The 23,648-nt window shown below is 33.4% G+C and carries 26 protein-coding genes; 11 read left to right on the top strand and 15 right to left on the bottom strand.

The window, feature by feature from the left end:
• Positions 1-2 precede the first annotated feature (2 nt).
• The 6 genes from purF to GRQ01_RS00190 form a co-directional block, all read right to left on the bottom strand.
• The gene (gene purF, locus GRQ01_RS00215) at positions 3-1,340 is read right to left on the bottom strand and encodes an amidophosphoribosyltransferase (protein ID WP_158333848.1); all 1,338 of its coding nucleotides are present in this window, start codon (positions 1,338-1,340) and stop codon (positions 3-5) included.
• Positions 1,341-2,069 (bottom strand): 4-hydroxy-tetrahydrodipicolinate reductase, encoded by a 729-nt coding sequence (gene dapB, locus GRQ01_RS00210; RefSeq protein ID WP_158333847.1) that lies wholly within the window; start codon positions 2,067-2,069, stop codon positions 1,341-1,343.
• 63 nt (positions 2,070-2,132) lie between these two features.
• Positions 2,133-3,314 carry a replication-associated recombination protein A gene (locus GRQ01_RS00205; RefSeq protein ID WP_158333846.1) on the bottom strand — a complete coding sequence of 394 codons (1,182 nt, stop codon included), beginning with the start codon at positions 3,312-3,314 and terminating at the stop codon, positions 2,133-2,135.
• Positions 3,311-4,405: a hypothetical protein gene (locus tag GRQ01_RS00200; RefSeq protein ID WP_158333845.1), complete on the bottom strand. Its 1,095-nt coding sequence runs from the start codon at positions 4,403-4,405 to the stop codon at positions 3,311-3,313. The genes GRQ01_RS00205 and GRQ01_RS00200 overlap by 4 nt, the downstream gene beginning before the upstream one ends.
• A gap of 98 nt (positions 4,406-4,503) precedes the next feature.
• Complete coding sequence (locus GRQ01_RS00195) at positions 4,504-4,845, bottom strand: hypothetical protein (RefSeq protein WP_158333844.1); 342 nt, start codon at positions 4,843-4,845, stop codon at positions 4,504-4,506.
• Between the two features lie 186 nt (positions 4,846-5,031).
• The gene (locus GRQ01_RS00190) at positions 5,032-5,217 is read right to left on the bottom strand and encodes a hypothetical protein (RefSeq protein ID WP_158333843.1); all 186 of its coding nucleotides are present in this window, start codon (positions 5,215-5,217) and stop codon (positions 5,032-5,034) included.
• A 215-nt stretch (positions 5,218-5,432) separates the two neighbouring features.
• Between GRQ01_RS00190 and uppP the strand changes: the two genes are divergently transcribed.
• The 8 genes from uppP to GRQ01_RS00150 all read left to right on the top strand — a co-directional run bounded on the left by uppP (position 5,433) and on the right by GRQ01_RS00150 (position 13,601).
• A complete protein-coding gene (uppP, locus tag GRQ01_RS00185) occupies positions 5,433-6,236 on the top strand; it encodes an undecaprenyl-diphosphatase UppP (protein ID WP_158333841.1) in 804 nt (267 codons plus the stop codon).
• Between the two features lie 126 nt (positions 6,237-6,362).
• Entirely contained in the window at positions 6,363-8,171 is a 1,809-nt protein-coding gene (gene thrS, locus GRQ01_RS00180) for a threonine--tRNA ligase (RefSeq protein WP_158333839.1), read from the top strand.
• A complete protein-coding gene (gene infC, locus GRQ01_RS00175; protein WP_158333838.1) occupies positions 8,168-8,686 on the top strand; it encodes a translation initiation factor IF-3 in 519 nt (172 codons plus the stop codon). Before thrS ends, infC begins: the two co-directional genes overlap by 4 nt.
• Positions 8,687-8,902: 216 nt before the next feature.
• Positions 8,903-9,991, top strand: coding sequence for a DNA adenine methylase (locus GRQ01_RS00170; protein WP_158333837.1), 1,089 nt, complete (start codon positions 8,903-8,905; stop codon positions 9,989-9,991).
• Between the two features lie 92 nt (positions 9,992-10,083).
• Positions 10,084-11,112: an N-acetyl-gamma-glutamyl-phosphate reductase gene (gene argC, locus GRQ01_RS00165; protein WP_158333834.1), complete on the top strand. Its 1,029-nt coding sequence runs from the start codon at positions 10,084-10,086 to the stop codon at positions 11,110-11,112.
• 9 nt (positions 11,113-11,121) lie between these two features.
• Positions 11,122-11,568, top strand: a complete 447-nt coding sequence (locus GRQ01_RS00160) for a GNAT family N-acetyltransferase (protein WP_158333833.1) — start codon at positions 11,122-11,124, stop codon at positions 11,566-11,568.
• Between the two features lie 9 nt (positions 11,569-11,577).
• A complete protein-coding gene (gene argB / locus GRQ01_RS00155; RefSeq protein WP_158333831.1) occupies positions 11,578-12,417 on the top strand; it encodes an acetylglutamate kinase in 840 nt (279 codons plus the stop codon).
• Complete coding sequence (locus GRQ01_RS00150) at positions 12,414-13,601, top strand: acetylornithine/succinylornithine family transaminase (RefSeq protein WP_203121088.1); 1,188 nt, start codon at positions 12,414-12,416, stop codon at positions 13,599-13,601. Before argB ends, GRQ01_RS00150 begins: the two co-directional genes overlap by 4 nt.
• A gap of 3 nt (positions 13,602-13,604) precedes the next feature.
• Here the strand turns inward: GRQ01_RS00150 and GRQ01_RS00145 are convergent, their stop codons facing one another.
• On the bottom strand, positions 13,605-14,234 hold the full coding sequence (locus tag GRQ01_RS00145) for a protein-L-isoaspartate(D-aspartate) O-methyltransferase (RefSeq protein ID WP_158333828.1): 630 nt from the start codon (positions 14,232-14,234) through the stop codon (positions 13,605-13,607).
• A gap of 90 nt (positions 14,235-14,324) precedes the next feature.
• Here GRQ01_RS00145 and GRQ01_RS00140 point away from each other — a divergent pair, with 90 nt between their 5' ends.
• On the top strand, positions 14,325-14,873 hold the full coding sequence (locus GRQ01_RS00140) for a gamma carbonic anhydrase family protein (RefSeq protein WP_158333827.1): 549 nt from the start codon (positions 14,325-14,327) through the stop codon (positions 14,871-14,873).
• Here the strand turns inward: GRQ01_RS00140 and GRQ01_RS00135 are convergent.
• The 7 genes from GRQ01_RS00135 to GRQ01_RS00105 form a co-directional block, all read right to left on the bottom strand.
• Positions 14,842-16,218, bottom strand: coding sequence for a nicotinate phosphoribosyltransferase (locus GRQ01_RS00135; protein WP_158333826.1), 1,377 nt, complete (start codon positions 16,216-16,218; stop codon positions 14,842-14,844). The genes GRQ01_RS00140 and GRQ01_RS00135 overlap by 32 nt on opposite strands.
• Positions 16,205-17,227: a ribonucleotide-diphosphate reductase subunit beta gene (locus GRQ01_RS00130; RefSeq protein WP_158333825.1), complete on the bottom strand. Its 1,023-nt coding sequence runs from the start codon at positions 17,225-17,227 to the stop codon at positions 16,205-16,207. Before GRQ01_RS00130 ends, GRQ01_RS00135 begins: the two co-directional genes overlap by 14 nt.
• 2 nt (positions 17,228-17,229) lie before the next feature.
• Positions 17,230-17,652: an RDD family protein gene (locus tag GRQ01_RS00125; protein WP_158333824.1), complete on the bottom strand. Its 423-nt coding sequence runs from the start codon at positions 17,650-17,652 to the stop codon at positions 17,230-17,232.
• On the bottom strand, positions 17,653-18,261 hold the full coding sequence (gene pyrE / locus GRQ01_RS00120) for an orotate phosphoribosyltransferase (RefSeq protein WP_158333823.1): 609 nt from the start codon (positions 18,259-18,261) through the stop codon (positions 17,653-17,655).
• A gap of 2 nt (positions 18,262-18,263) precedes the next feature.
• Positions 18,264-18,821 (bottom strand): ribosome recycling factor, encoded by a 558-nt coding sequence (gene frr / locus GRQ01_RS00115; RefSeq protein ID WP_158333822.1) that lies wholly within the window; start codon positions 18,819-18,821, stop codon positions 18,264-18,266.
• A gap of 10 nt (positions 18,822-18,831) precedes the next feature.
• Complete coding sequence (gene secG / locus GRQ01_RS00110) at positions 18,832-19,179, bottom strand: preprotein translocase subunit SecG (protein WP_158333821.1); 348 nt, start codon at positions 19,177-19,179, stop codon at positions 18,832-18,834.
• A 100-nt stretch (positions 19,180-19,279) separates the two neighbouring features.
• Positions 19,280-19,975: a Bax inhibitor-1/YccA family protein gene (locus tag GRQ01_RS00105; RefSeq protein ID WP_158333820.1), complete on the bottom strand. Its 696-nt coding sequence runs from the start codon at positions 19,973-19,975 to the stop codon at positions 19,280-19,282.
• 169 nt (positions 19,976-20,144) lie between these two features.
• Between GRQ01_RS00105 and GRQ01_RS00100 the strand changes: the two genes are divergently transcribed.
• The gene (locus GRQ01_RS00100) at positions 20,145-20,780 is read left to right on the top strand and encodes a carbonic anhydrase (RefSeq protein ID WP_158333819.1); all 636 of its coding nucleotides are present in this window, start codon (positions 20,145-20,147) and stop codon (positions 20,778-20,780) included.
• Positions 20,777-22,657: a mechanosensitive ion channel family protein gene (locus GRQ01_RS00095; RefSeq protein ID WP_158333818.1), complete on the top strand. Its 1,881-nt coding sequence runs from the start codon at positions 20,777-20,779 to the stop codon at positions 22,655-22,657. The genes GRQ01_RS00100 and GRQ01_RS00095 overlap by 4 nt, the downstream gene beginning before the upstream one ends.
• A gap of 17 nt (positions 22,658-22,674) precedes the next feature.
• Here GRQ01_RS00095 and GRQ01_RS00090 read toward each other — a convergent pair whose 3' ends face one another.
• The gene (locus GRQ01_RS00090) at positions 22,675-23,646 is read right to left on the bottom strand and encodes an iron-sulfur cluster assembly scaffold protein (RefSeq protein ID WP_158333817.1); all 972 of its coding nucleotides are present in this window, start codon (positions 23,644-23,646) and stop codon (positions 22,675-22,677) included.
• Between the last annotated feature and the right edge of the window lie 2 nt (positions 23,647-23,648).

The raw sequence follows: 23,648 nt of genomic DNA, 5'->3' as shown, positions 1-23,648 counted from the left end.
CTTTATTTGATGAAATAATCCCCATTAAAACTAAGCAAAGAATATTCCCTCTCATCCCCTATACTTTGAGTCAATTCTTCTATATTTAAAAAGCTAAGCGTATCAGCATCGACGTACTCACACACTTCTTTAGCACTTTTATTAGCGCTGATGAGTTCTTCAAAAGTAGGTGTATCAATGCCATAAATATCAGGGAATTTAATCTCAGGGCAAGCTATGGCAAGATGGATTTTATTAGCTCCTGCAGCACGCAGCAAAGAAATGATTTTTTTAGAAGTCGTCCCGCGTACTAAGCTATCATCAATGACAACAATATCTTTGTTTTTTAAAACCTTATGCATGGGATTAAGCTTGAGTTTGACTTTTAAATTTCTAAGTTCTTGAGTAGGTTCTATAAAGGTTCTTCCTACATAGTGGTTTCTTACTATAGCCATTTCAAGAGGGATTTTTAAATACTGTGCAAAGCCTATAGCCGCACTCACTCCACTATCTGGTATAGGTACGACAAAATCAGCCTTATAAGTGAATTTTTTAGCCAAGGCTTCTCCCATTTTTTTGCGCACTTCATAAACGCTTTTGCCCTCTACTATGCTATCAGGCCTAGCAAAATAAATATACTCAAAAGCACAAATTCTAGGGTTTTTACAAGGAAGTTCTATGCTTTGAAATTCTTCTTGGCCTTGTGTGAAAATGAGCATTTCTCCTGGTTTGACATCGCGTATAAATTCTGCTTCTATGAGATCAAAAGCACAAGTTTCACTAGCAATGATATAGCCCCCATCTTTTAAACGCCCTAAAGACAAAGGACGCACTCCATAAGGATCTCTTGCGACATAAAGCCTATCCTTGCTTGCTAGAACAAAACAATAAGCCCCCTTGCATTCTTGCAAACTTTCAATAAATCTGTCTTTTAAGCTTTCTTTCTTGCTTCTTGCGATGAGGTGTATGAGGTTTTCTGTGTCGGTGTTGGTTTGAAAAATAGTGCCATCTTGAATGAGTTTTAATCTTACTTCTTCTTTATTTACCAAATTCCCATTATGAGCTAGGGCAATATCACCAAAAACAGAATTAACCGCTATAGGTTGTGCATCATTTAAGCTTGAATTGCCTGCAGTAGAGTAGCGATTATGCCCTATGGCGATTTCACCTTCTAAGCTTTTTAAATTATCAGGGTTAAAGATTTGATTTACCTCACCTTTGGCTTTGATGGTTTTGATATTTTTACCATCACTCACGCTAATCCCGCTTGCTTCTTGCCCGCGGTGTTGCATGGCAAAAAGCGCATAATACGCATAAGCACTAGCGTTTTTTGAATTAATCACTCCTACAACTGCACACATTTAAATTCCTAAAAAATCATTCATACTATACATTTTTGCTTCTTGTTTTTTAAGCCAAATAGCGATTTTAATAGCCCCTTTAGCAAAGGTCGATCTTGAAGTAGCACTATGATGAAGTTCTAAAAACTCCCCTTCTTCGTAAAACCCCACAGTATGGCGTCCTATTATATCCCCACCTCTAAGACTCATGATAGCAATCTCATCCTTACTTCTTTCTCCTATCATGCCATCTCTTTGGGTGATTTTAAGCTTTTTAAGATCTAGTTTTCTAGCCTGTGCCGCGCTTACGCCTAAGCTTAAAGCCGTCCCACTAGGGGCATCTTTTTTATAGCGGTGGTGCATTTCTAAAATCTCTATGTCAAAATTACTCAGCATAGCACTTGCCTTGCTTGTGAGGTAGTTTAAAACCGCTACGCCTAAAGACATATTACTCGCGTAAAAAACAGGCATAACCTCACTCGCATTTTGCATCAAATGCAAGGTTTTTTCTTCAAGTCCTGTAGTGCCAATGACTAAGGCTTTAGGCATAGTTCTTGCGTAGTTTAAAAGCCTATGGGTGCCCTCAGAAGATGAAAAATCAATAATCACATCACTTTGTTCAAAAAACTCTTCTATATTCCCATCTCTATCATAAAGCCCGCCAAGTTGTGCGGCTTTTTCATCCTTTAAGCACTCTTGGATTTGTTTTCCCATGCGTCCTTTAGCACCATAAATTCCTATTTTTACCATGTTCTTCCTTAAGAAAATAAATTTTGATTTTAGCATGTATTTTGTAAATTTTAAATAAGAAAATTAAGCTTTATGATTTTTTAATTTCTTTAAATTTTCTAGCAATCTTGCCTCCTCTCCCAAGCCCTTACTATGATAAAATTTCAAATCTTTACTAAGGTATTTTTGTTCTACCCAGTCTCCAAAATCATGTGGATAAAGATAATTTTGCCTTTCTTGATGATGATTGTTTAAATGATTTGGTACGTCCAAGGCTTCGTTATTTTTCACATAGGCTAAGGCCTCTTTGATAGCTTTATAGCTTGCATTTGATTTTATCGCACTTGCAAGATAGATCGCACATTGTCCTAGCAGGATGCTTGCTTCAGGATAGCCTATATTTTTCACCCCTTCTAGGGTGCAAAGGGCTAGATTTAAAGCCTTCGTATCTGCATTCCCTATATCCTCACTTGCAAAAATCACCAAACGCCTAGCGATAAAATCAGCACTTTCTCCCTCATCAATCAATCTTGCAAGATAATAAAGCGCCCCATCAACATCACTCCCACGCAGGCTTTTTATCATAGCACTAATGAGTAAGTAGTGATTGTCTTTTGAGCTTACGCCTTGAGTGTTTACGCTATTGCGTAGTTTTTTAAGATTTACAAGATCAATGTGCTTTGGATCTAAAACCAGGGCAAATTCGAGCCAATTAAGCATAGCCCTTGCATCCGCACTTTTGAGTAAAAACGCTTTTGCATCTTCATCTATGCTAAAATTTATTTTTTCTTGCACACGCACAAGCAAGATTTCAAGATCTTGTGGCTTTAAAGCCTTAAATTCAAAAAGCATCGAGCGGCTTCTTATACCTGAACTTAGTGCAAAATAAGGATTTTGCGTACTTGCACCGATTAAAATCAAACGATAATTCTCCATAGGGATTAAAAGCATTTCTTGCTGGGTTTTGCTAAGACGATGGATTTCATCGATGAAAATTAAAGGCTTATAAAGACTCTCTTTATAATGATCTAAAATCTTTCTAAGTTCTTCAAGCTTGAAATTTCCCCCATCAAACTCATAAAAATCCAAGCCAAACTCCTTAGCCACCACCCTAGCAAAACTAGTTTTTCCACATCCTGCTATCCCAAAGAAAATACTATGGGGGAGTTTTTGCATGCTAATGAATTTTTTAAAGATTCCTACAAGTTCGCCCTGACCTACAATATCACTGAAATTTTGAGGACGAAAGCTTAAAGCAAGATTCATTTATCTTTTCCTTTATTGCTAAATTCCTTGCCATTGAGTTTTAATCTAGCTTTATTATCATAAAGCACGTGGAGTACAAAAGCGTGATTTTGTTTAACAAAATATTGATTGATCCCGCCATAGCTTTTAGTCCAAGGGAAAATATCATCAGGTTTGTTCAAAGTGCTAATTTGTAATTTAGCTTCATAAGTTTTGTTTTTGATCTTAATATCGCCTTGAGTTTTGATTTTTTGATTATTTTTTTCAAAATCTAAATCCTCTATCTTAAATTCAAGATTTTTTTCAAAAAAATGCAAAATATCAAATTCCAAATCCTTATAAATACGGATATTAAAACGACTTTTTTCAAAATTCAAATTTTGATCCAGCAAGTCTTTTAAATAAATATCAATTTCATTAGATCTTCCTTGTATCTTTATATCTAAGCTATTTTGTTTTATTTTTAAGTCATTTTGACTGTGAAAAGAATTGATTTTATTGTGATTAAAGCTAAGATGATCAAAGCTGATTTCTTGTTTACCCGGGTTTAAAAGATCAAATTCATACCATTTTTGAAAAATATCAAAATCTTGCACATAGTTTAAATTTTCTAAGCTAAACTGAGTGTAAAATTGAGAAAAAACCATATTTTTAAAATGAATTTTTATGTTTTTAACTTCTAGATTTTTATTTAATAGCACTTGTGCTTTTGCACCATTGAGTGTGGTATTGCCCCCTTGATCTTCTAAATTAATATTTTCAAATTCTAAAAACACCACCACATTATCATCTTCTATTTTATCTATGCTAAAGCGGGCTAATAAATCCTTTTTAAACACACCATAATCACTCCTAAGTTCTCCTTTTATACCCTGTTTTGAAAAAGGATGATTATACAGTTTAAGCCTTGCTTGCAATCTTATTTTAGGATAGGATTTGTTTTTAAGTATAAAGCTTGCTTGAGATACTAAAAAGCCTTTTTGAAATTCCACTTCTTCAAAATAATCTTGATTTTGAGTCAATTTATTAAAAAAAACCTCATGAGTATATCTCATGTAAAATACATAAACAATAATGCTTAATATCAATAAAACAACAATCCATTTTTTCATCACAGGCCTTATAAACTCATGATGTTATTTTATAAAGTGCTTATTGAAAAAGAGTTTAAATTCTATACTTATCTCATCCCTATTTAAAGGGATGATTATTAATAGGCCTTTTTATAGCATTGAACTTCGATTTTTCTAGCTACAGGAATGCTATTAGGAGTGCTAGAATTTCCATAAGAGATTTTGCTTTCTAAGAAATTGCCTTCTTTTAAGTCTTTAAAACTACCTTCTTTATCCGTGCCAAAAATACCACAATCATCCATTTCTATCTCAGTATTAGGCAGCACCTTAATAGCCATCTGTCCCCCGTATATAGAGTCAATGAGCAAGGTTTTATTATTATCATAAATTTGTGCGATAGTACCTTGAATTTTCACACTGTGTGCAAAAAGCATCGAACTAGCCAAAACCGCCCATACTATAAAGATGTGTTTTTTCATGATTTTCCTCCTTGTTAAAAGTATTGATATTATAAAATCTTTAAGTGAAGCGAAAGTGAAGTGCTTATTAACCTCCTTTTAAAACAATATATTTTATCATTACATAATTATTTTTATATTTTATCTTACTTTAAAGGAACACTTATGAAAGCTTGCAATACTCTCTGGGGGGGGGGTATTTAAAATCTAAATACTCTGATTTAAAAAAACAAATAATTTAAGATCAAAGAATTTAACTTCAAAGAATTTAAAATCAAAAAAACCAAATTCTAAAAAACTAGCCCTATCCTTAGCTACCATATCCTTACTAAGTTCTTGTGCTATGGCACAAATTAGTGGACCACAATATGCTAGAGTATTGCAAGCTTTCATAAGTGTTCCTTTAAAGTAAGATAAAATATAAAAATAATTATGTAATGATAAAATATATTGTTTTAAAAGGAGGTTAAAAGTTCACAAATTAGAAGCTTAGGATTTTTGCTAGTTTGGTGTTTTAGGCTTTTTATAAGAATAAAAAGTACGTGAGGGTTTGATTTAATCGCTTTTGTTATAATGTGTTTTTAAGAAAGTTTGTTTAAGGATGGTGAATGGAGAATTTTTATGCTTTTATACTTGGGGTTATTGAAGGATTGAGCGAGTTTTTGCCTATTTCTTCGACAGGGCATATGATTTTGGGCACTACTATTTTGGGTATTAGTATAGATGAATTTTGGAAAAGCTTTTTGATTGTCATACAATTGGGGTCGATTTTGGCTGTGGTTTTTGTATTTTGGCGTAAGCTTTTTTGTGGTTTTGATATTTGGTTTAAACTCTTTTGCGGGTTTTTCCCTACGGGGCTTATAGGGCTTTTTGTGGCTAAGTATTTAAATGCTTTGTTTAATGGCTGGGTGGTTGTTTTTATGTTGATTTTTGGGGGTGTGGTTTTTATCCTTATTGAGCTTATGCATAAGGGTAAGCAATATCGCGTTGATGTTTTAGAAAAGATTAGTTTTAAACAGGCTTTTTGTATAGGGGTTTTTCAAGCTTTGGCTATGATCCCTGGTACTTCGCGAAGTGGGGCTAGTATTATAGGAGGACTTTTGCTTGGGCTTAATAGAAAAACAGCCACAGAATTTAGCTTTTTACTTGCTGTTCCTACTATGTTCATTGCTACGGCTTATAGTGTTTATAAAGAGCCTGAGCTTTTTGAAAATGCTAATTCTTTGATTGCTATGGGGATAGGGTTTGTGACGGCTTTTGTGGTGGCGGTTTTTGTGATTAAGTTTTTTTTGAGATTTGTTTCTAGGTTTGATTTCATTCCTTTTGGGGTTTATCGTATTGTTTTGGGGATGGTGTTTTTTTATCTTTATTATAGTGGGATTTTAAATGCTGGGAGTGAGTTTGACTTATAAATAAATATTAAATTTATTCTAATATTTTTAAAAATAAGCTGAAATTCAAAGATAATTAAGTCTTAGAAAGTTAAAATTAGAGATTTATAAACACTCACAGAGTTAGTGAGCAAATAAAGGTAAAATATGGAAAAAGAAATCATTGCCTATTTAGACGATGGGAAGATAATCGATACTCAAAGTTTTAATGGGGCGAATTTAAAAGCAATTTATTTTGATAATTCTAAAGAAAGCTTAGAGCTTATACGTCATTCTTGTGCGCATTTGATGGCCCAAGCGATTAAGAGCTTGTATCCTGAGGCTGAGTTTTTCGTAGGGCCTGTGATAGAGGATGGGTTTTATTATGATTTTCGTGTAGGGAGCAAGATAGGCGAAGAGGATTTAGCAAAAATCGAAAAAAAGATGAAAGAATTTGCACAGGTAAAGCTAGAAATTTCAAAATACGAAATCACTAAAAAAGAAGCTTTAGAGAAATTTAAAGATGATGATTTGAAGCAGGAGGTTTTGCTTCGTATCCCTGATGGTGCGGTGAGTATCTATAGACAGGGTGAATTTGAGGATTTGTGCCGCGGGCCTCATGTGCCAAATACTAAGTTTTTGCGTTTTTTTAAACTTACCCGTGTGGCAGGGGCGTATTTAGGCGGGGATGAGAAAAGAGAAATGCTTACTAGGATCTATGGCACGGCTTTTGCAGATAAAGAAAGCTTGCAAGAGCATTTAGCCATGATAGAAGAAGCTAAAAAACGCGATCATAGAAAGCTTGGGGCAGAGCTTAAGCTTTTTAGCTTTGATGAGGAGATAGGAGGAGGGCTTCCTATTTGGTTAAGTAATGGAGCAAGATTAAGATCTAAGCTTGAGCAGATGCTTTATAAAATCCATCGTTTGCGTGGGTATGAACCTGTGCGTGGGCCTGAGCTTTTAAAAACAGATGCATGGAAGATTAGCGGGCATTATACTAATTATAAAGAAAATATGTATTTTACACAAATTGATGATCAAGAATATGGCATTAAGCCTATGAATTGTGTGGGGCATATTAAAATCTATCAAAGTGATGTGCGAAGCTATCGTGATTTGCCTTTGAAGTTTTTTGAGTACGGTGTGGTGCATAGGCATGAAAAAAGCGGTGTTTTGCACGGTCTTTTTAGGGTGAGGGAGTTCACCCAAGATGATGCGCATATTTTTTGTATGCCAAGTCAGATTAAAGAGCAGGTTTTAGAGATTTTGAGCTTTGTGGATAATTTGATGAAATTATTTGATTTTAGCTATGAGATGGAGATTTCAACCAAGCCGGCTAAAGCCATAGGCGATGATGCGATTTGGGATATGGCGACTAAGGCTTTGAAAGAGGCTTTAGATGAGCAAGGCTTAAAATACGGTATCGATGAAGGTGGTGGGGCGTTTTATGGTCCAAAAATCGATATTAAAATCACTGATGCTTTGAAAAGAAAATGGCAGTGTGGGACCATACAAGTGGATTTTAATCTTCCTGAACGCTTTAAACTCGAATACACCGATGCTGATAATGAGAAAAAACAACCTGTGATGCTTCATAGGGCTATTTTAGGATCTTTTGAAAGATTTATAGGAATTTTAACAGAGCATTGTGCGGGGGAATTTCCTTTTTTTATTGCGCCTATTGGGGTGGGTATAGTGCCTATTTCTCATTCTCATATCGCTTATGCTAAAGAAATACAAAAAATTTTGCTAGAACTTAATATCGATAGTGAGGTGTATGAGAAAAATGAGAGTTTAAGCAAAAAAATTCGCAGTGCTGAAAAGCAAAAATTGCCTATGATTTTGGTTTTGGGTGATGAGGAGGTGGCAAAGCGTAGTGTTGCTTTAAGAGATAGGAGAATGAAAGAGCAAAAAAATCTCAGCTTAGATGAGTTTATTAATTTAATCAAGGAGAAAATGAGTGAGGTACATTTTTGAGTAAAGAAAAAGAAGTATTGCTTAATGAAGAAATCAAAGCGGAAGAAATCAGATGTGTGGGCGATGATGGCAAGGTTTATGGCATCATCAGTAGCGATGAGGCTTTAGAGATTGCAAATCGCTTGGGTCTTGATCTTGTCATGATAGCTGCGGAGGCTAAACCGCCTGTTTGTAAGATCATGGACTATGGTAAATTCCGTTATCAACAGGAAAAAAAACAAAAAGAAGCTAAGAAAAAGCAAAAGGTGATCGATATAAAAGAAATTAAGCTTTCTATAAAAATCGCTCAAAATGATATCAATTATAAAGTAAAGCATGCTTTGGAATTTTTAGAACAGGGTAAGCATGTGAAATTCCGTGTGTTTTTAAAAGGACGCGAGATGGCAAGCCCTGAAGCGGGGGTGGTTTTGCTTGAAAAAATTTGGACTATGATAGAAAATGAGGCAAGCCGTGATAAAGAGCCCAATTTCGAAGGGCGTTATGTCAATATGCTAGTAACGCCTAAAAAGGCTTGATATAATGCTTTAAAATATCAAGCTATATAAACTTTATAGATGAAATGATCTAGTAAAGTTAGTTGTGTGTAAATAAGCTATTTTAAATCTAGCAATAGTAATTCTGATTATTTTTTAGTTATTAACATGTATTTTAAAAAGAAAATGAAAACTTGATAAAATATCGGGCGTTTATGAAGTTTTCTTTAAAATATTATATTTTTTCATGGAAAAATTATGAGAGAAAACCCCTCTTTTTTAAAAGAACAAATCATCACTTATCTTGGGAATAAACGATCTCTTTTGGAATTTTTAAATAAAGGCTTTCAAATCGCTAAAAAAGAATTAAATAAGGATAAAATCAGCTTTTGCGATGTTTTTAGCGGTTCAGGTATAGTTAGTCGCTTTGCTAAGGCACATGCTGATTTTATCATCGCTAATGATTTGGAAGATTATTCTAGGTTGATTAATGAGTGTTATCTTGCTAATAAGGATGAAAATCTTTTTGAAATTCTAAAAAAACACCATAGGGATTTAATACAAAATCTAGACTTTCAAAAGGGTTTTATCAGTGAGCTTTATGCGCCAAAAAATGATAATTGTATTAAGAAAAATGAGAGGGTTTTTTATACAGTTAAAAATGCCTTGTATCTTGATACTATGAGGCAAAAGATTGAAAAGCAAATTCCTCAAAGATTGAAGCATTTTTTCATCGCGCCTTTGATTTATGAAGCAAGCGTGCATTCTAATACTAGTGGGGTTTTTAAGGGTTTTTATAAGGGTAGGGATGGGATAGGTAAATTTGGCGGGCAAGCACAAAATGCCTTAAAACGTATCAAGGGTGATATAGAGCTTAAAATGCCTATTTTTTCGAATTTTTCTTGTGAATTTGAAGTCATGCAAAAGGATGCTAATTTGCTTGCAAAAGAGCTTGATCAAATCGATCTAGCTTATCTTGATCCTCCTTATAATCAACACCCTTATAGTTCTAATTATTTTATGCTGAATTTAATAGCAAATTATCAAAAGCCTGAAGAAATTTCTAAGGTGAGCGGCATACCAAGAGCTTGGAATCGTAGTGCTTTTAATAAGATGAAATTCGCTGAAGAGGCTTTATTTGAGCTTATTAGTGATTTAAAAGCAAGGGTGGTTTTGCTTTCTTATAATTGTGAAGGCTTTATTAAGAAAGAAAATTTTTTAAAGCGTTTGCAAGGTTTAGGTAAATGCCATGTTTTAGAGCAAAAATACCCCACTTTTAGAGCTTCACGCAATCTTAAAAATCGCAATATCCACATCCATGAGCAACTTTACGTCCTTATTAAGTGAATTTTTTAAAAATATTTTCGATTTTAAGCCCTTTTGAAATAAATTTCATTAAAATTAAACTCATGTTAATTTTTAGGGTTTTAGGATAAATGATGGAAATAAAGGTCGGAATTTTAGGCGCGAGTGGTTATACAGGAAGTGAGCTTGTGCGTATTTTGTTTAATCATCCTAAGGTGAAAATTGTTTATTTAGGATCTCGCTTAAATGCAGGACGGAATTATCAAGAGCTTTATCCTCATTTAGCTTTAAATCTGTGCTTTGAAAATAAGGCTTTAGAAGAGCTTGAACTTGATCTTTTGTTTTTGGCTACTCCGCATAATTTAAGTGCTAAAATTGTAAGTCAGGCTTTGTTAAAAAGGATGAAAGTGATTGATTTAAGTGCTGATTTTCGTCTTAAAAACCCTAAAGATTATGAACTTTGGTATGATTTTACCCATCCTAATGTAAGATTATTGCAAGATGCTGTTTATGGGCTTTGTGAGCTTTATAAAGAAGAAATAAAAAAGGCAAATTTCATTGCAAATCCGGGTTGTTATACGACTTGTTCTATACTAAGCCTTTATCCTCTTTTTAAAGAAAAGATTATTGATTTTAATAGTGTGTTTATTGATGCAAAAAGCGGGGTGAGTGGTGCAGGAAAAAGCACAACAATTAATAATCTTTTTTGTGAGGTTAATGAAAATATCAAAGCTTATAGTTTAGCCTCGCATCGTCATACGCCTGAAATTGAAGAGCATTTAGCCTATGCAGCAGGAGAAAAAATCACCTTGCAATTTACTCCCCATCTCATACCTATGCAAAGAGGTATTTTAATCACTGCTTATGCGCATTTAAAAAGCAATGTAGAAGAACAAGACATACGCGATATTTACGCCAAACATTATCAAAACGCTAAATTCATAAGGCTTTTACCGCCGCAGTCGTTTCCACAGACTCGGTGGGTTAAATCAAGCAATTTTGTGGATATTAATTTTAGTATAGATAAACGCACTAATCGTATTATAGTACTAGGTGCGATTGATAATTTAATTAAAGGTGCAGCAGGACAAGCTGTTCAAAATATGAATTTAATGTTTGATTTTGATGAAGATGAAGGACTTAAATTCTTTGCAAATTTGTAAAGGATAAAAATGCTAATTAGAGCAATGCAAAAAAGCGATTATCAAGCCGTTTATAAGCTTTGGTCTGAAATAAAGGGCTTTGGAATGAGAAGTATAGATGATAGTAAAGAAAATATAGAACGATTTTTGGATAAAAACCCCAATCTTAGTGTAGTAGCACTTATAGATGAAAAAATTATAGGCAGTATACTTTGTGGGCATGATGGACGCACGGGAGGGTTTTATCATGTGTGTGTGCACAAAAATCATAGAAAAAAGGGTATAGCGCATAAGATGACGCAATTTTGCCTTGAAGCTTTAAAAGCACAAAAGATCAATAAAATCGCCCTTATTGCCTTTAAAAGCAATGATTTGGGCAATGGGTTTTGGAAGCATTATGGCTTTACTTTAAGAGAAGATGCTAATTATTACGATCTTAGCTTAAATACAGACAATCAAACCCACTTTAATGCCTAGGAGTATATGATGCAAAAGTATTTAGAAAAAGCCCAAGTCTTAATCGAAGCTTTGCCTTATATACGTAAGTTTAGTTGTAAAATTGTTTTGATTAAATATGGGGGATCGGCAATGGAAAATGAAGAATTAAAACATTGTGTGATGCAAGATATAGCCCTTTTAAAACTCGTGGGTTTAAAGCCTATTATTGTGCATGGTGGGGGTAGGGATATCTCTAATATGTGTGAGAAACTCGGAGTAAAAAGCGAATTTAAAAACGGACTTAGAATTAGTGATGAGCATACTACTTCAGTAGCTAGTATGGTGTTAAATTATATTAATAAAAATTTAGTCCATAGCCTGCAAAATTTAGGCGTTAAAGCCATAGGTCTTTGTGGTAAAGATGGAGGGCTTTTACAATGCGTGAAAGAAAATGAAAATTTGGGTTTTGTAGGCAAGATAGAAAGGGTTGATTGTAGTGTTTTAGAAGGACTTTTGGAAAAGGATTTTTTGCCTGTTATTGCGCCTATTGGAATGGATGAGGGTTTTAATACTTATAATATCAATGCAGACGATACAGCTTGTGCTATTGCTAAGGCTTTAAAGGTGGAAAAGCTTGTTTTTTTAACAGATACCCAGGGAGTTTATGAAGATTTTGAGGATAAAAATTCTTTAATTTCTAAAATTTCTATAGATCAAGGCAAGCTTTTAGTAGATAAAATCCAAGGCGGTATGCATGTGAAGCTAAAATCTTGCATTGATGCGTGCGAAAATGGGGTTAAAAAAGTGCATATTTTAGATGGACGTGTGAAGCATGCTTTATTGCTTGAGTTTTTTACCGATGAGGGCATAGGTACTTTAGTGGGGTGATCATGGACTATAAAGAATACAGCCATATTATCCCAACTTATAAGCGTTTTGATATAGTTTTAGAGCATGGAGATGGGGTTTATCTTTTTGACAATAAGGGCAAGAAATATTTAGATTTTTCAAGTGGTATAGGGGTGTGTGCTTTAGGGTATAATCATTCTAAGTTTAATGCTAAAATCAAGCTTCAATTAGACAAAATTATACATACAAGCAATTTATATTATAATCAAAACATCGCTAAAGCGGCTAAAAATCTAGCCAAGGCTAGTGCTTTAGATCAGGTATTTTTTACCAATTCAGGCACAGAGAGTATAGAAGGAGCTATGAAAGTGGCTAGAAAATATGCTTTTAATAAAGGCATTAAGGGCGGGACTTTTATAGCATTTAAGCACTCTTTTCATGGGCGTAGTTTGGGTGCTTTGTCTTTAACAGCTAATGAAAAATATCAAAAGCCTTTTAGGCCTTTGATTTGTGGGGTGAAATTTGCTAAATACAATGACTTATCAAGCGTAAAAAGATTAATTACTGAAAAAACTTGTGCCATTGTTTTAGAAAGCGTGCAAGGAGAAGGCGGAATAAATGTAGCACATAAGGGCTTTTATCAGGCTTTAAGAAAGCTTTGTGATGAAAAAGATATATTATTGATCTCAGATGAAATTCAATGCGGCATGGGTAGGAGTGGGAAGTTTTTTGCCTATGAGCATGCACAGGTTTTGCCTGATATTATGACTTCGGCTAAGGCTTTGGGCTGTGGATTGAGTGCAGGAGCCTTTGTAGTGAGTAAAAAAGTAGCCCAAAGGTCTTTAGAATTAGGCGATCATGGTAGCACTTATGGGGGCAATCCTTTAGTTTGTGCGGGGATTAATGCGGTTTTTGATATTTTTAAAGAGGAGAAAATCTTAGAGAATGTTTGTAAGCTTACGCCTTATTTAGAAAAAAGCTTAGAAGAATTGATAAAAGAATTTAGCTTTTGTAAGCAACGCAAAGGCCTAGGTTTGATGCAAGGACTTAGCCTTGATAAAAGCATAAAAGTGGCTGAAGTGATTAAAAAATGTCAAGAAAATTCGCTTTTGCTTATAAGTTGTGGGAAGAATGATTTAAGGTTTTTGCCGCCTTTAATTATAGAAAAAACTCATATTGATCAAATGCATGAGAGTTTAAGAATGAGCTTTAAAAGTTTTTAAGGCTTATTCTTTGCCATCTACTATGGGTACGAACAAGCATTCTTCTAGTATTTCTTTTTGTAAATGGGTGCCGTTTTTGGTAAGTCGCGTGATGAATTGTTTGCCATTATGTAAAATAGGAGCGACTAAAATCCCCCCATGGCTTAATTGATCAAGTAAGATTTCAGGAATTTGTGTTGTATAAGCAGAAAACAAAATCCTATCATAAGGTGCGTAGTTTTTCCAGCCATTTTGCCCATCTTCGAATTTGACATTGATGTTAAAAAGATTTAATTCTCTAAAAGTTTGGGCGGCTTTTTTGGCTAAATTTTCTATGCGTTCTATGGTAAAAACGCGTCTTATTACCCTGCTTAAAATGGCTGCTTGATATCCACTTCCACAGCCTATTTCTAAAACACTATCAGCGTCTTTAAAATTTAAAGCCATGGTCATTTTAGCTACGGTTAGTGGGGAGCTTATCCATTGAGAATTAGCTAAGGGCAAAGCATCAAGGCGATAAGCATGGGCCTTTAAAGGAGAAAAAATTTCGCGCGGGATCTGACAAAAAGCATTAAAAAGTTCTTCATTGATAAAGATTTTTTGTGAAATTTCTTCAGCCATACTTTGACAACGCTTTTTTTCAAATGCATTCATTCTCTTTCCTCTTTAATATTAAAGAAAAATTGTAGCTAAAAAAGTTAAAATAGAGTTAAACTTAGCTATACTAGAATAAAAAGGAAAAAAATGCTTATAAAATTTAAAAATCACTTTCCAAAATTAGGTGAGAATGTTTTTCTTGCACAAGGGTGTAAGATCATAGGAGAAGTAGAAATAGGGGATGAAAGCAGTATTTGGTTTAATTGTGTTTTAAGAGGGGATGTTAATTTTATAAAGATTGGTTCAAGGACTAATATCCAAGATCTTAGCACTGTGCATGTTTGGCATAGGGAATTTGATGAAGATGGTAGTTTAAAAGATGCGGGTTTTCCTACTATTATAGGTGATGATGTGACTATAGGGCACAATTGTGTTATCCATGCTTGCACTATAAAAAATCGTGTTTTAGTGGGTATGAATGCTGTTATAATGGATGGGGTTATTATAGAAGAAGATAGCATTGTAGGGGCTGGAAGTGTGGTGACAAAGAGCAAAAAATTCCCTCCGCGTTCTTTAATACTAGGAAATCCTGCTAAACTCATACGCGAGTTAAGACCTGAAGAAATAAAGTTTTTAAAAGAGTCGGCTTTAAACTATGTGGAATTTAAAAACGAATTTTTAAAAGATCATGAGTGAGTGCTTGTAGCTTTGGTGAGAGTTTGACTTCAAATTTAATAAATTCATTAAGATTTAAAAACTTCTCATCAAGTTTGGCGATTTGTTCTTGGGCGTAGTTTTGAATTTCATGCAAGGATCGTTTTTTAAGGAGTCTTTTTTCTTTATAAACGAGTTCTAAGAGTTCTTTACGTTCTAGTTTTTGATCATCAATGGCTTTTTCATCGAAAATATAAAGTTCATCAAAAAGTATTTTTTTGGTTTTTTTATCATACACTCTAAAAAGCTTTTTAAAATGAGGTACGGTTGATTTTTCATTATTTTCGCTGATTTTGATTTTAGGTTTTATCACTCCTTGATCTTCTAAGGCTACGAGTTTATAAACACAGCTAAAAATAGGATCGCTTGAAGCAGTGATGAGTCTTTCGCCTACGCCAAAAACATCAATGGGGGCGTTTTGCTTTTTTAAATTTTGTATGGAGTGTTCGTCTAAAGAATTTGAAGCTATGATTTTGCACTTATGCAGTTTTGCTTTGTCAAGTTCTTGCCTGATTTTAAGGCTTAAATTTAATAAATCCCCTGAGTCAATCCTTACCCCACCATCTTTGATATTTAATTCTTTAAAAACTTTAATGGCATTTTTAAGCCCGCTTTTTAAACAATCATAAGTATCGATTAAAAAAATGGGATTTTTGGGATAAATTTTCGCATAAGCTTTAAAAGCTTCAAGTTCATTTTCAAACATCTGCACCCAAGAGTGTGCCATAGTGCCATTAACAGGAATATTATAAATTTTCCCTGCTAAAGTGCAAGCGCTTGCACTGCACCCGCCTATAAAAGATGCTCTTGATCCTTTGAGGGCTGCTTCGCTTCCTTGTGCTCTACGCGATCCGAATTCTAAAACCTTGCTTTGTTTTGCTGCACGTACTATGCGGTTTGCTTTCGTGGCTATGAGACTTTGGTGGTTTAAGCTTAAAAGCAAAAAAGTTTCTAAAAGTTGCGCTTGTATGGCCGGGGCTTTGACGCAAAGTAAGGGTTCATTAGGAAAGATCACTTCACCTTCGTGCATAGCATAAATTTCGCCTTGGAATTTAAAATCGCTAAGAAAGTCTAAAAATTCTTCGCTAAAAATTTTTTGCTTTCTTAGGAATTGTATATTTTCTTTATCAAAACTTAGATTTTCTATATAGTCTAAAACATCTTCTAAACCTGCAAAAATAGCAAAAGATCCACAATCAGGAATTTTCCTAAAAAATATATCAAAATAGCAAATTTGATCCTTTTTGCCATTTTTCCAATAGCCTTGAGACATTGTAAATTCATAAAAATCACAAAGTAAGGCTAAAGAAGTTTTAGAAATCATCAAAGCTTATACTACCTTTAGAATAGTTTGTGACCTTGCTTTCAAAGAAATTGCTTTTTTGATCATTGAATTTTGAAAAATCATCCACCCATTTAATAGGATGCTTTGCATTATATATTCTATCAAGATTGATAGCACTAAGCCTTTGATCTACAAGATAATGGATGTATTCTTCAATAATATCATCAGTAAAACCCATGATTTGATTTTGGGTGATGTATTTACCCCATTTGATTTCAAGTTCTCCAGCTTTTTTAAACATATCATAAATTTTATTGATATTTTCATCATGGAATAAATCAGGTCTTTCCTTGCGCACTGAATTGATCATGTTTTGAAAAAGTAAAAGATGGGTGATTTCATCCCTTTGAATGAAGCGAATCATTTGGGCAGAACCTAGCATTTTTCCTGCTCTAGCAAGGGCGTAAATGGCTGTAAAGCCACTGTAAAAATAAACCCCTTCTAAAATTTGGTTAGCCACCATAGCTAAAAGAAGCTTATTATCATCCACATCTCCGGCTAATTCTTCATAAATACTTGAAATGAAGTCGTTTTTTTCGCGTAAGGTTTCATCGTGTTTTTCCATTTCATAAATTAAATCTGTATTATCACAAATGGCTTCTACCATTACCGCATAAGATTTGGAGTGATTAGCTTCTTCGTAAGCTTGACGTGCTAAAACAGCATTGATTTCAGGAGCAGTGATGTAAGGATTGATATTGTCTGCTAGATTATTAGTTTGAAAACTGTCCATAGAAATAAGCTGAGACCAAACAAGATCATACATTCTTTTTTCTTCTGCAGTAAGATTGCAGCGATAATCTAGAGCGTCTTTTGTAGTGTCTACTTCCTTGGGAAACCAAGTGTTTGCCTCCATTAAGTCCCATAGTTTTAAGGCCCAAGTGTATTTTGCTTTGGTAAAGTTTAAAATTCCATGGGGATTTCCATTAAATATTTTACGATCTCCTAAAATCTCATTTGAGCTTGGATTGTAAATTCTTTTTCTTTGCATTTTTAACCTTTCTTTAATACTTTAATAATTATACAGCTTTGAGTTAAAATATCATGTAAGTTAAGTTTGTCTTTTCTTAAAAAGCTTATAAATAAGCCAAAAAATAAGCCAAAACTTATAATAAATATAATATATCTTAGTAAAATCCTAAGAAAACTCAGCTTTTTTCTTGTTTTTATATCAATAAGATATAAATCATACGCTTTAAGCCCTGGGCTTTGACTCTTTTTTGTTAAAAAAATAGCTTGAATAAAGCCAAATAAAAAAGTGCATAAAGCGATGATAAAATGATTGTTTAAAAAAGCCTCTTTAGATCCTAACAAAAAATAAAATAAATATAAAATAGGAATATAAATAAGAAAAATATCCACAAGTAAAGCCCTAAATCTTAGCCATCTAGAGGCAATATTTGCTTGATTTTTCATTTAATTCCCGCGGCTTCCTGGTTTGATAGCTTTGCTTCCTTTTTTGCAAAGAGGACAAGCTGACTCATCATAAATTTCAAAATTAAAATTTCCTAAGGCAAAAAAGGGTAAAATTTGTGGTAATTTTGCATTCTCTTTTGCTGAAGTTTTTAAATTTTCAACAGCACAAAATCCACGATTTGCTAAAGCTGCAAAGCCCATGACAATACCACCTAGACTTTGGATGATTTTTGCACATTCTAATGCACTAGTACCTGTGGTGATGATATCTTCACAAATAATAAATTTTTCATTCTTTTTGACTTCAAAACCGCGTCTTAAAGTCATATTAGCATTGACTCTTTCAGTGAAAATAAAACGCTTATTAGTAGATCTTGCAAGTTCATAGCCTGCTAAAATCCCTCCTAAGGCTGGTGAACAAATACTATGAAATTCTATACCATGATTTGTTATGAGTTTGGCAAGTTCATCGCAAAGCTTTTGAGCTGTTTTAGGATTTTCTAAAACCTTAGCGCTTTGAAGATAAAATTGTGAGTGTTTACCTGAGCTTAATAAAAAATGCCCTTCTAAGTAAGCACCACAATCTTTATAAATTTGTTCTAAATTCATTCTTAAACCTTTAAAAGTTCTGTTTCTTTGCTTTTTACACTTTCATCGATTTTTACAGTATAAGCGTCTGTAAGCTTTTGCACTTCATCATAAGCTTTTTTTGCTTCATCTTCGCTGATTGTTTTGTTTTTTTCTAATTTTTTAATTGCATCATTAGCGTCTTTGCGTATGTTTCTTATGGATATTTTTGTTTTTTCGCCCATAGCTTTGGCTTGCTTTACATTTTCTTCCCTTTGTTCTTTTGTCATAGGAGGGAAAAAAAGCTTGATGCTTTCGCCATCATTATTAGGGTTTACGCCGATATTTGCTGCTGCAACAGCACTTTCTATGGTCTTTAATAAAGATTTTTCCCATGGGGTGATGCTTAGGGTTGAAGCATCATTTGCTAATACTGTTGCTATTTGGTTTAAAGGGGTTTTAGTACCATAATAATCAATACTAATATGATCTAAGATGCGGGTGTTTACCTTGCCTGTGCGTAAGGTTGTGAAGTCTTTTTTCAAACCTTCTAAGGCTTTTTCGCTTTGGGCTTTTTGTTTGTTAAAAATTTCATTTAGCATTGTTGTATCCTTATTTACTTAAATTAATATCGCTTGGAAGTTGTGGTGCGCTTGGAGCGATGGAATTAGCAGGAGCACTTGGAATGGTAGTGTTGCTTTGTGTTTGGATTTTTTCAGCTAAAGAATCTTTGTTGGCTTTATTGTATAAATACCCTAAGCTAATAGTATTAGCAATAAGTAAAATTCCCATAATAAAAGTAAATTTGGCCAAAAACCCAGCCGGCCCTTTAGCACCAAATAAGCTTTCATTGCTTCCGCTGTATGCCCCAAGCCCTATATTTGAACTTTTTTGAAGCAAGACTGCTATGCAAATGATTACAACGATAATAAATTGTAAAACGATTAAAAGAGTGATCATTAGAATTTCCTAAGATTTGATTTTAACTTAATTATTTTAACTCAATAAAACTTGAAAAGTTTTAAATTTTTAAGATTTTGTGGGAAAAATCCCACAAATTTTATCTGCTATTAAAGCTTCTTAAAATATTAAGCAAAGATACAAAAAGATTTATAAAATCAAGATAAAGTGCCACTGCACCTTCGATTGGGGTTTCGTAATTTCCGCGGATGATGTTTTGTGTATCATAAAGAATATAAAATGAAAATAATATAGCAGCAAGTGCTGATATTGCTAGATTAATTATACCGCTTTGAAAAAAAAGATTTAGTAAGGATGCGGCTACAACTACGATTAAGACTATAAATAAAGCTTTTCCCATTAAGGTGAAGTCTTTTTTGGTGTTTATAGCAAAAATACTAAGTCCTGCAAAGGCTAGAGTAGTTAAAGCAAAGGCTTGAGCGATAATTACCCCACCAGCGGGTAAGGCTAAAATAGAAATAAGTAAAGGCGTTAGTGTTAAACCTGAGCAAAAGGTAAAACCAAAGAGTAAAATTAAATTTAAAGGAGCCTCTCTTTTTTTCCATTGTAAAGCAAATAAAAGTCCAATTTCAACAGCAAAAAGTATCCAAAAACTTGCTTGTGATTGTATAAACAACGATGCTAAGGCAAAAATCCCTACATAAGCACCTACTGTTGCCGCTAATAACGAAGCGGCAAAAAGTTGATAAGTTTGTTTAATGAAAATACTAAGTTCACTTGATCGTGTATTTTCAAATTCTTTTGATCTTGAATAGTCTCTATTATAAAGACTCATGTATACTCCTTTAATTAAGATTATAGATTTTAAATCTTTATATCTAGAATTTAGCACATTATACTAAATAAAAAGTTAATTTATATAGTAATATAATATCTGTGTTGAAGCAAAAATCTTTGCTGAAATTTTGTTATAATTTGAAGATATATTAGTTTCAGGTTGGTTTATGCAAAATCTTATTAGTGGTGCACTTAAATTCATGCAAGAGGATTTTAAAGAACATGAAAAGCTTTTTGAAAGTTTAAAAAACACTCAAAATCCTCATACTCTTTTTATAGGTTGTTCTGATTCTAGAGTGATTCCTAATTTGATTACTAATACAGGTCCAGGAGAGCTTTTTGTAATACGTAATATTGCAAATATAGTTCCGCCTTATCGTGTTGGGGAGGATTATTTAGCGACGACTTCGGCTATTGAATATGCTTTAAATTCTTTGCATATTAGAAATATTGTTGTTTGTGGTCATAGCAATTGTGGGGGTTGTAATGCACTTTATTATTCTGATGAGGAATTAAGCGAGATCCCTAATGTAAAAAGATGGTTGACTTTATTAGATCCTATAAAAAAAGATGTGATGATTTTCGCAAAAGATGATTTAGCTATGCGTTCATGGCTTACAGAAAAATTGAATTTAGTCAATTCTTTGCAAAATATACTGACTTATCCAGGTGTACAAGAAGCCTTAGATCAAAGAAAGCTTGAGGTGCATGCTTGGTATTATATCATCCAAACGGGTGAGATTTATGAGTATGATTTTAAAACAAAAATTTTTACTTTAATTCAAAATAGGAAAATTCAATGAAAAAGATTATTTTAGCTTTGTGTTTGTTTGTTTTATGTCTTCAAGCGCAAGAATTAAGATTGATTGATGCTAATGCGAGTAAAAAGGATGAAGGGGTTTATATTCTTGTTGAAAAGTATATTGATCTTAATAACCAAATTAAAGAATTCACAAAAAACGATGATCAAAATTCAAGTACTTTTAATGGAATTTTAATGGAACTTGAAAAAAATAAAAAGACTATTTTAAGCAAAATACCTAATATTATAGTAGGGCAAAAAATTAATCAAGAGGCTGTAAATAGGTTTTTGCAAATCAAACAGCAATTGCTTGATACACAAAAAAAGAATATTGATAAGGCTTATATTTATACAGATACAACTTTAAATCTTGTTTATTTAAATATTGTGCAAACTTTTTATTCTTGTTTGTTTGAAATAGAAAAGCTTTTTAAAAATGCAGCAAGTGGAGAGGATTTAATTGCTGCTATTGATAAAACCATGGAGAAATTGCAAATTCTTTCTAATACTAATTTAGAGAGTTTTAAAAACAAGATTACAAATCCTGAGGAATTAGAAAAAATTTCTGCGAAAGAAAAATATATCGATAATGCTTTAGATTCTTATTCTGAAATTCTTAAATATTTGCGTATAAATGCACATTTGCTTGAGAGTAATTACCTTTTTTCATTGCTTGAACTTCAAGTTTGGATCGATCACATCAATGAAAAAGTTGATATTGCCTTTTTAAATGTAGGTAAAATAGTAATTTCTGCCTTAGTTTTGGTATTTTTTGTGTCTTTAAGACGTTTTTTTTCTAATATAGTGTATTTTTTCCTTGTACGACTTCTTTATAGAAATAAAAATGATATAGATGATATTAAGGTTATTTTTATTGAAAATATTAGAAGACCTGTGGGTTTTTTCCTTCTTGTTTATGCTGCTTCGCTTTGTCTTACTATAGCAAGCTATCCAGTGCCTTTGAGTATTGATTTAAGTAATTTATTTTATATCATTTATGCTATTTTGATTGCATGGCTTGTTTTAAGAATGCTTGATGGTTATGGTGTGGTTTTGGTTTCTAAGCTTGCACAAAAAAGTGGGAAAAAAGAAGTTGTAAATTTGATTATTAAAATTTTATATTTTGTTATCGTGGTCATTGCTTTGCTTTATATTTTAGCCCAGCTTGGTTTTAATATCTCTGCTATTATCGCATCTTTAGGTATAGGGGGATTGGCTGTGGCTTTAGCAGCAAAGGATATTATTGCAAATTTCTTTGCCTCTATACTTTTACTTTTTGATAATAGTTTCAATCAAGGAGATTGGGTAGAAGTTTCAGGTATTGAAGGTACTGTTGTGGAGACAGGACTTAGAAAGACTACGATTAGGACTTTTGATAATTCTTTGGTATTTTTGCCTAATTCTACTATCATGGGTGCAAATATTAAAAATTGGAGTAAAAGACGCATGGGACGTCATGTGAAAATGTATCTTGGTGTTGGTTATGATGCAACACCTGAAAAATTAGAACGATGCATAAAAGATCTTAAAGAGTTTTTGCATACTAGTCCTTTAGTGGCTCATGATGAAGACAGTGCGTTAAAATACGGCGATCATACAACAAAATATCGCCAGAATTTAGTTTCTATTAATGATTTAGAAGGTTATAAGAATGCTTGCTATGTGGCTTTGAGTGAATTTGCTGATAGTAGTATTAATATAGAGCTTTATTTTTATACTAAAGAAGTGGATGGAAAAGCTTTTAGAGAAGCTAGAGAAAGTTTGATGCTTGAGTTTATGCGTATAATAGAAAAAAATGGCTTGAGTTTTGCTTTCCCAAGCCGTAGTATTTATATAGAGAATTTACCTCCTCTTCATTTGCGTAAAAAAGACAAATAGCAAGCTTACTTGCTATTTTAAACAGGCATAACGCGGATATTAGGGCTTAATTCTTCTTGCAAGATTGTTTCAATAGCATGAAGTGTTGCTCCGCTTCCACTAGAACAACCGCTACAAGCTCCAAGATAACGGATATATACATCAATAGCTCCCCCTTGGGCTTTTTGTATGTCAATAACCTCTAAATCTCCCCCATCATTATGAAGCATAGGACGAATTTCACTATCTAAAACACTTTCAACAGCTTTTAATTGTCCTACTAAGGTCATTTCATCAAAAGCTAGGTCGTTTTTCATTGCGTTTTTAAGCTTTTCTTTATCCATTTCAGCTCTAGTTTGGGCTAAGATATCTACAAGATAATACTCTCTTTTTTCATGTCCACCTGGTTTGACACAGGATTTGCAAAATGCTCCTGCTTTAGTATATTGAGTGATTTCTTCTACAGTGTGCAAATCATTGAGTTTAATCACTTCTTTAATCGTGCCAAGGCTTACTCTAGCACACTCACAAACCATAATTTGATCTTCAAAATCCTCAGGATTAACACCCTTATAATGTGCAGCAGCTTGCTTAATAACATCATAAGCCATCACAGAACAATGCATTTTTTGAGGCGGTACGGCTGGGGTTTGAGGATCATCGCGCATGGCAAATTCTACATCTAAATTAGTAATTTTTACAGCTTCATCTACAGTTTTTCCTATGCAAAGATCCACCATGGTATCACTACTTGCTATAGCTGTTCCGCAGCCAAAGCTTTTAAATTTAGCATCGATAATTTTATCTGTTTTTTCATCCACAAGCCAAAAAAGCCTTACTGCATCCCCGCAGCTTTCAGCACCAAAATCTGCTACGATTAATTTTGCATTTTTTGCTTTAGCGTCTTCTTCATTAAATTCTCCCATGTGTTTGGGATTATTCATTCTATCTTGAACTTTTTGTGAGTACTCATCCCAAATTGAACCACCAATTAAACTATTTTTTCCCATTT

The organism is Campylobacter bilis, assembly GCF_016806695.1.
Lineage (GTDB): Bacteria > Campylobacterota > Campylobacteria > Campylobacterales > Campylobacteraceae > Campylobacter_D > Campylobacter_D bilis.
This window is presented reverse-complemented; position numbering and strand designations above follow the sequence as displayed.

What these genes read in the sequence shown, in the direction of transcription:
- purF (WP_158333848.1), bottom strand. Translation starts at nt 1,340, where the DNA reads ATGTGTGCAGTTGTAGGAGTGATTAATTCAAAAAACGCTAGTGCTTAT.
- dapB (WP_158333847.1), bottom strand. Translation starts at nt 2,069, where the DNA reads ATGGTAAAAATAGGAATTTATGGTGCTAAAGGACGCATGGGAAAACAA.
- GRQ01_RS00205 (WP_158333846.1), bottom strand. Translation starts at nt 3,314, where the DNA reads ATGAATCTTGCTTTAAGCTTTCGTCCTCAAAATTTCAGTGATATTGTA.
- GRQ01_RS00200 (WP_158333845.1), bottom strand. Translation starts at nt 4,405, where the DNA reads ATGAAAAAATGGATTGTTGTTTTATTGATATTAAGCATTATTGTTTAT.
- GRQ01_RS00195 (WP_158333844.1), bottom strand. Translation starts at nt 4,845, where the DNA reads ATGAAAAAACACATCTTTATAGTATGGGCGGTTTTGGCTAGTTCGATG.
- GRQ01_RS00190 (WP_158333843.1), bottom strand. Translation starts at nt 5,217, where the DNA reads ATGAAAGCTTGCAATACTCTAGCATATTGTGGTCCACTAATTTGTGCC.
- uppP (WP_158333841.1), top strand. Translation starts at nt 5,433, where the DNA reads ATGGAGAATTTTTATGCTTTTATACTTGGGGTTATTGAAGGATTGAGC.
- thrS (WP_158333839.1), top strand. Translation starts at nt 6,363, where the DNA reads ATGGAAAAAGAAATCATTGCCTATTTAGACGATGGGAAGATAATCGAT.
- GRQ01_RS00170 (WP_158333837.1), top strand. Translation starts at nt 8,903, where the DNA reads ATGAGAGAAAACCCCTCTTTTTTAAAAGAACAAATCATCACTTATCTT.
- argC (WP_158333834.1), top strand. Translation starts at nt 10,084, where the DNA reads ATGGAAATAAAGGTCGGAATTTTAGGCGCGAGTGGTTATACAGGAAGT.
- GRQ01_RS00160 (WP_158333833.1), top strand. Translation starts at nt 11,122, where the DNA reads ATGCTAATTAGAGCAATGCAAAAAAGCGATTATCAAGCCGTTTATAAG.
- argB (WP_158333831.1), top strand. Translation starts at nt 11,578, where the DNA reads ATGCAAAAGTATTTAGAAAAAGCCCAAGTCTTAATCGAAGCTTTGCCT.
- GRQ01_RS00145 (WP_158333828.1), bottom strand. Translation starts at nt 14,234, where the DNA reads ATGAATGCATTTGAAAAAAAGCGTTGTCAAAGTATGGCTGAAGAAATT.
- GRQ01_RS00140 (WP_158333827.1), top strand. Translation starts at nt 14,325, where the DNA reads ATGCTTATAAAATTTAAAAATCACTTTCCAAAATTAGGTGAGAATGTT.
- GRQ01_RS00130 (WP_158333825.1), bottom strand. Translation starts at nt 17,227, where the DNA reads ATGCAAAGAAAAAGAATTTACAATCCAAGCTCAAATGAGATTTTAGGA.
- GRQ01_RS00125 (WP_158333824.1), bottom strand. Translation starts at nt 17,652, where the DNA reads ATGAAAAATCAAGCAAATATTGCCTCTAGATGGCTAAGATTTAGGGCT.
- pyrE (WP_158333823.1), bottom strand. Translation starts at nt 18,261, where the DNA reads ATGAATTTAGAACAAATTTATAAAGATTGTGGTGCTTACTTAGAAGGG.
- frr (WP_158333822.1), bottom strand. Translation starts at nt 18,821, where the DNA reads ATGCTAAATGAAATTTTTAACAAACAAAAAGCCCAAAGCGAAAAAGCC.
- secG (WP_158333821.1), bottom strand. Translation starts at nt 19,179, where the DNA reads ATGATCACTCTTTTAATCGTTTTACAATTTATTATCGTTGTAATCATT.
- GRQ01_RS00105 (WP_158333820.1), bottom strand. Translation starts at nt 19,975, where the DNA reads ATGAGTCTTTATAATAGAGACTATTCAAGATCAAAAGAATTTGAAAAT.
- GRQ01_RS00100 (WP_158333819.1), top strand. Translation starts at nt 20,145, where the DNA reads ATGCAAAATCTTATTAGTGGTGCACTTAAATTCATGCAAGAGGATTTT.
- GRQ01_RS00095 (WP_158333818.1), top strand. Translation starts at nt 20,777, where the DNA reads ATGAAAAAGATTATTTTAGCTTTGTGTTTGTTTGTTTTATGTCTTCAA.
- GRQ01_RS00090 (WP_158333817.1), bottom strand. Translation starts at nt 23,646, where the DNA reads ATGGGAAAAAATAGTTTAATTGGTGGTTCAATTTGGGATGAGTACTCA.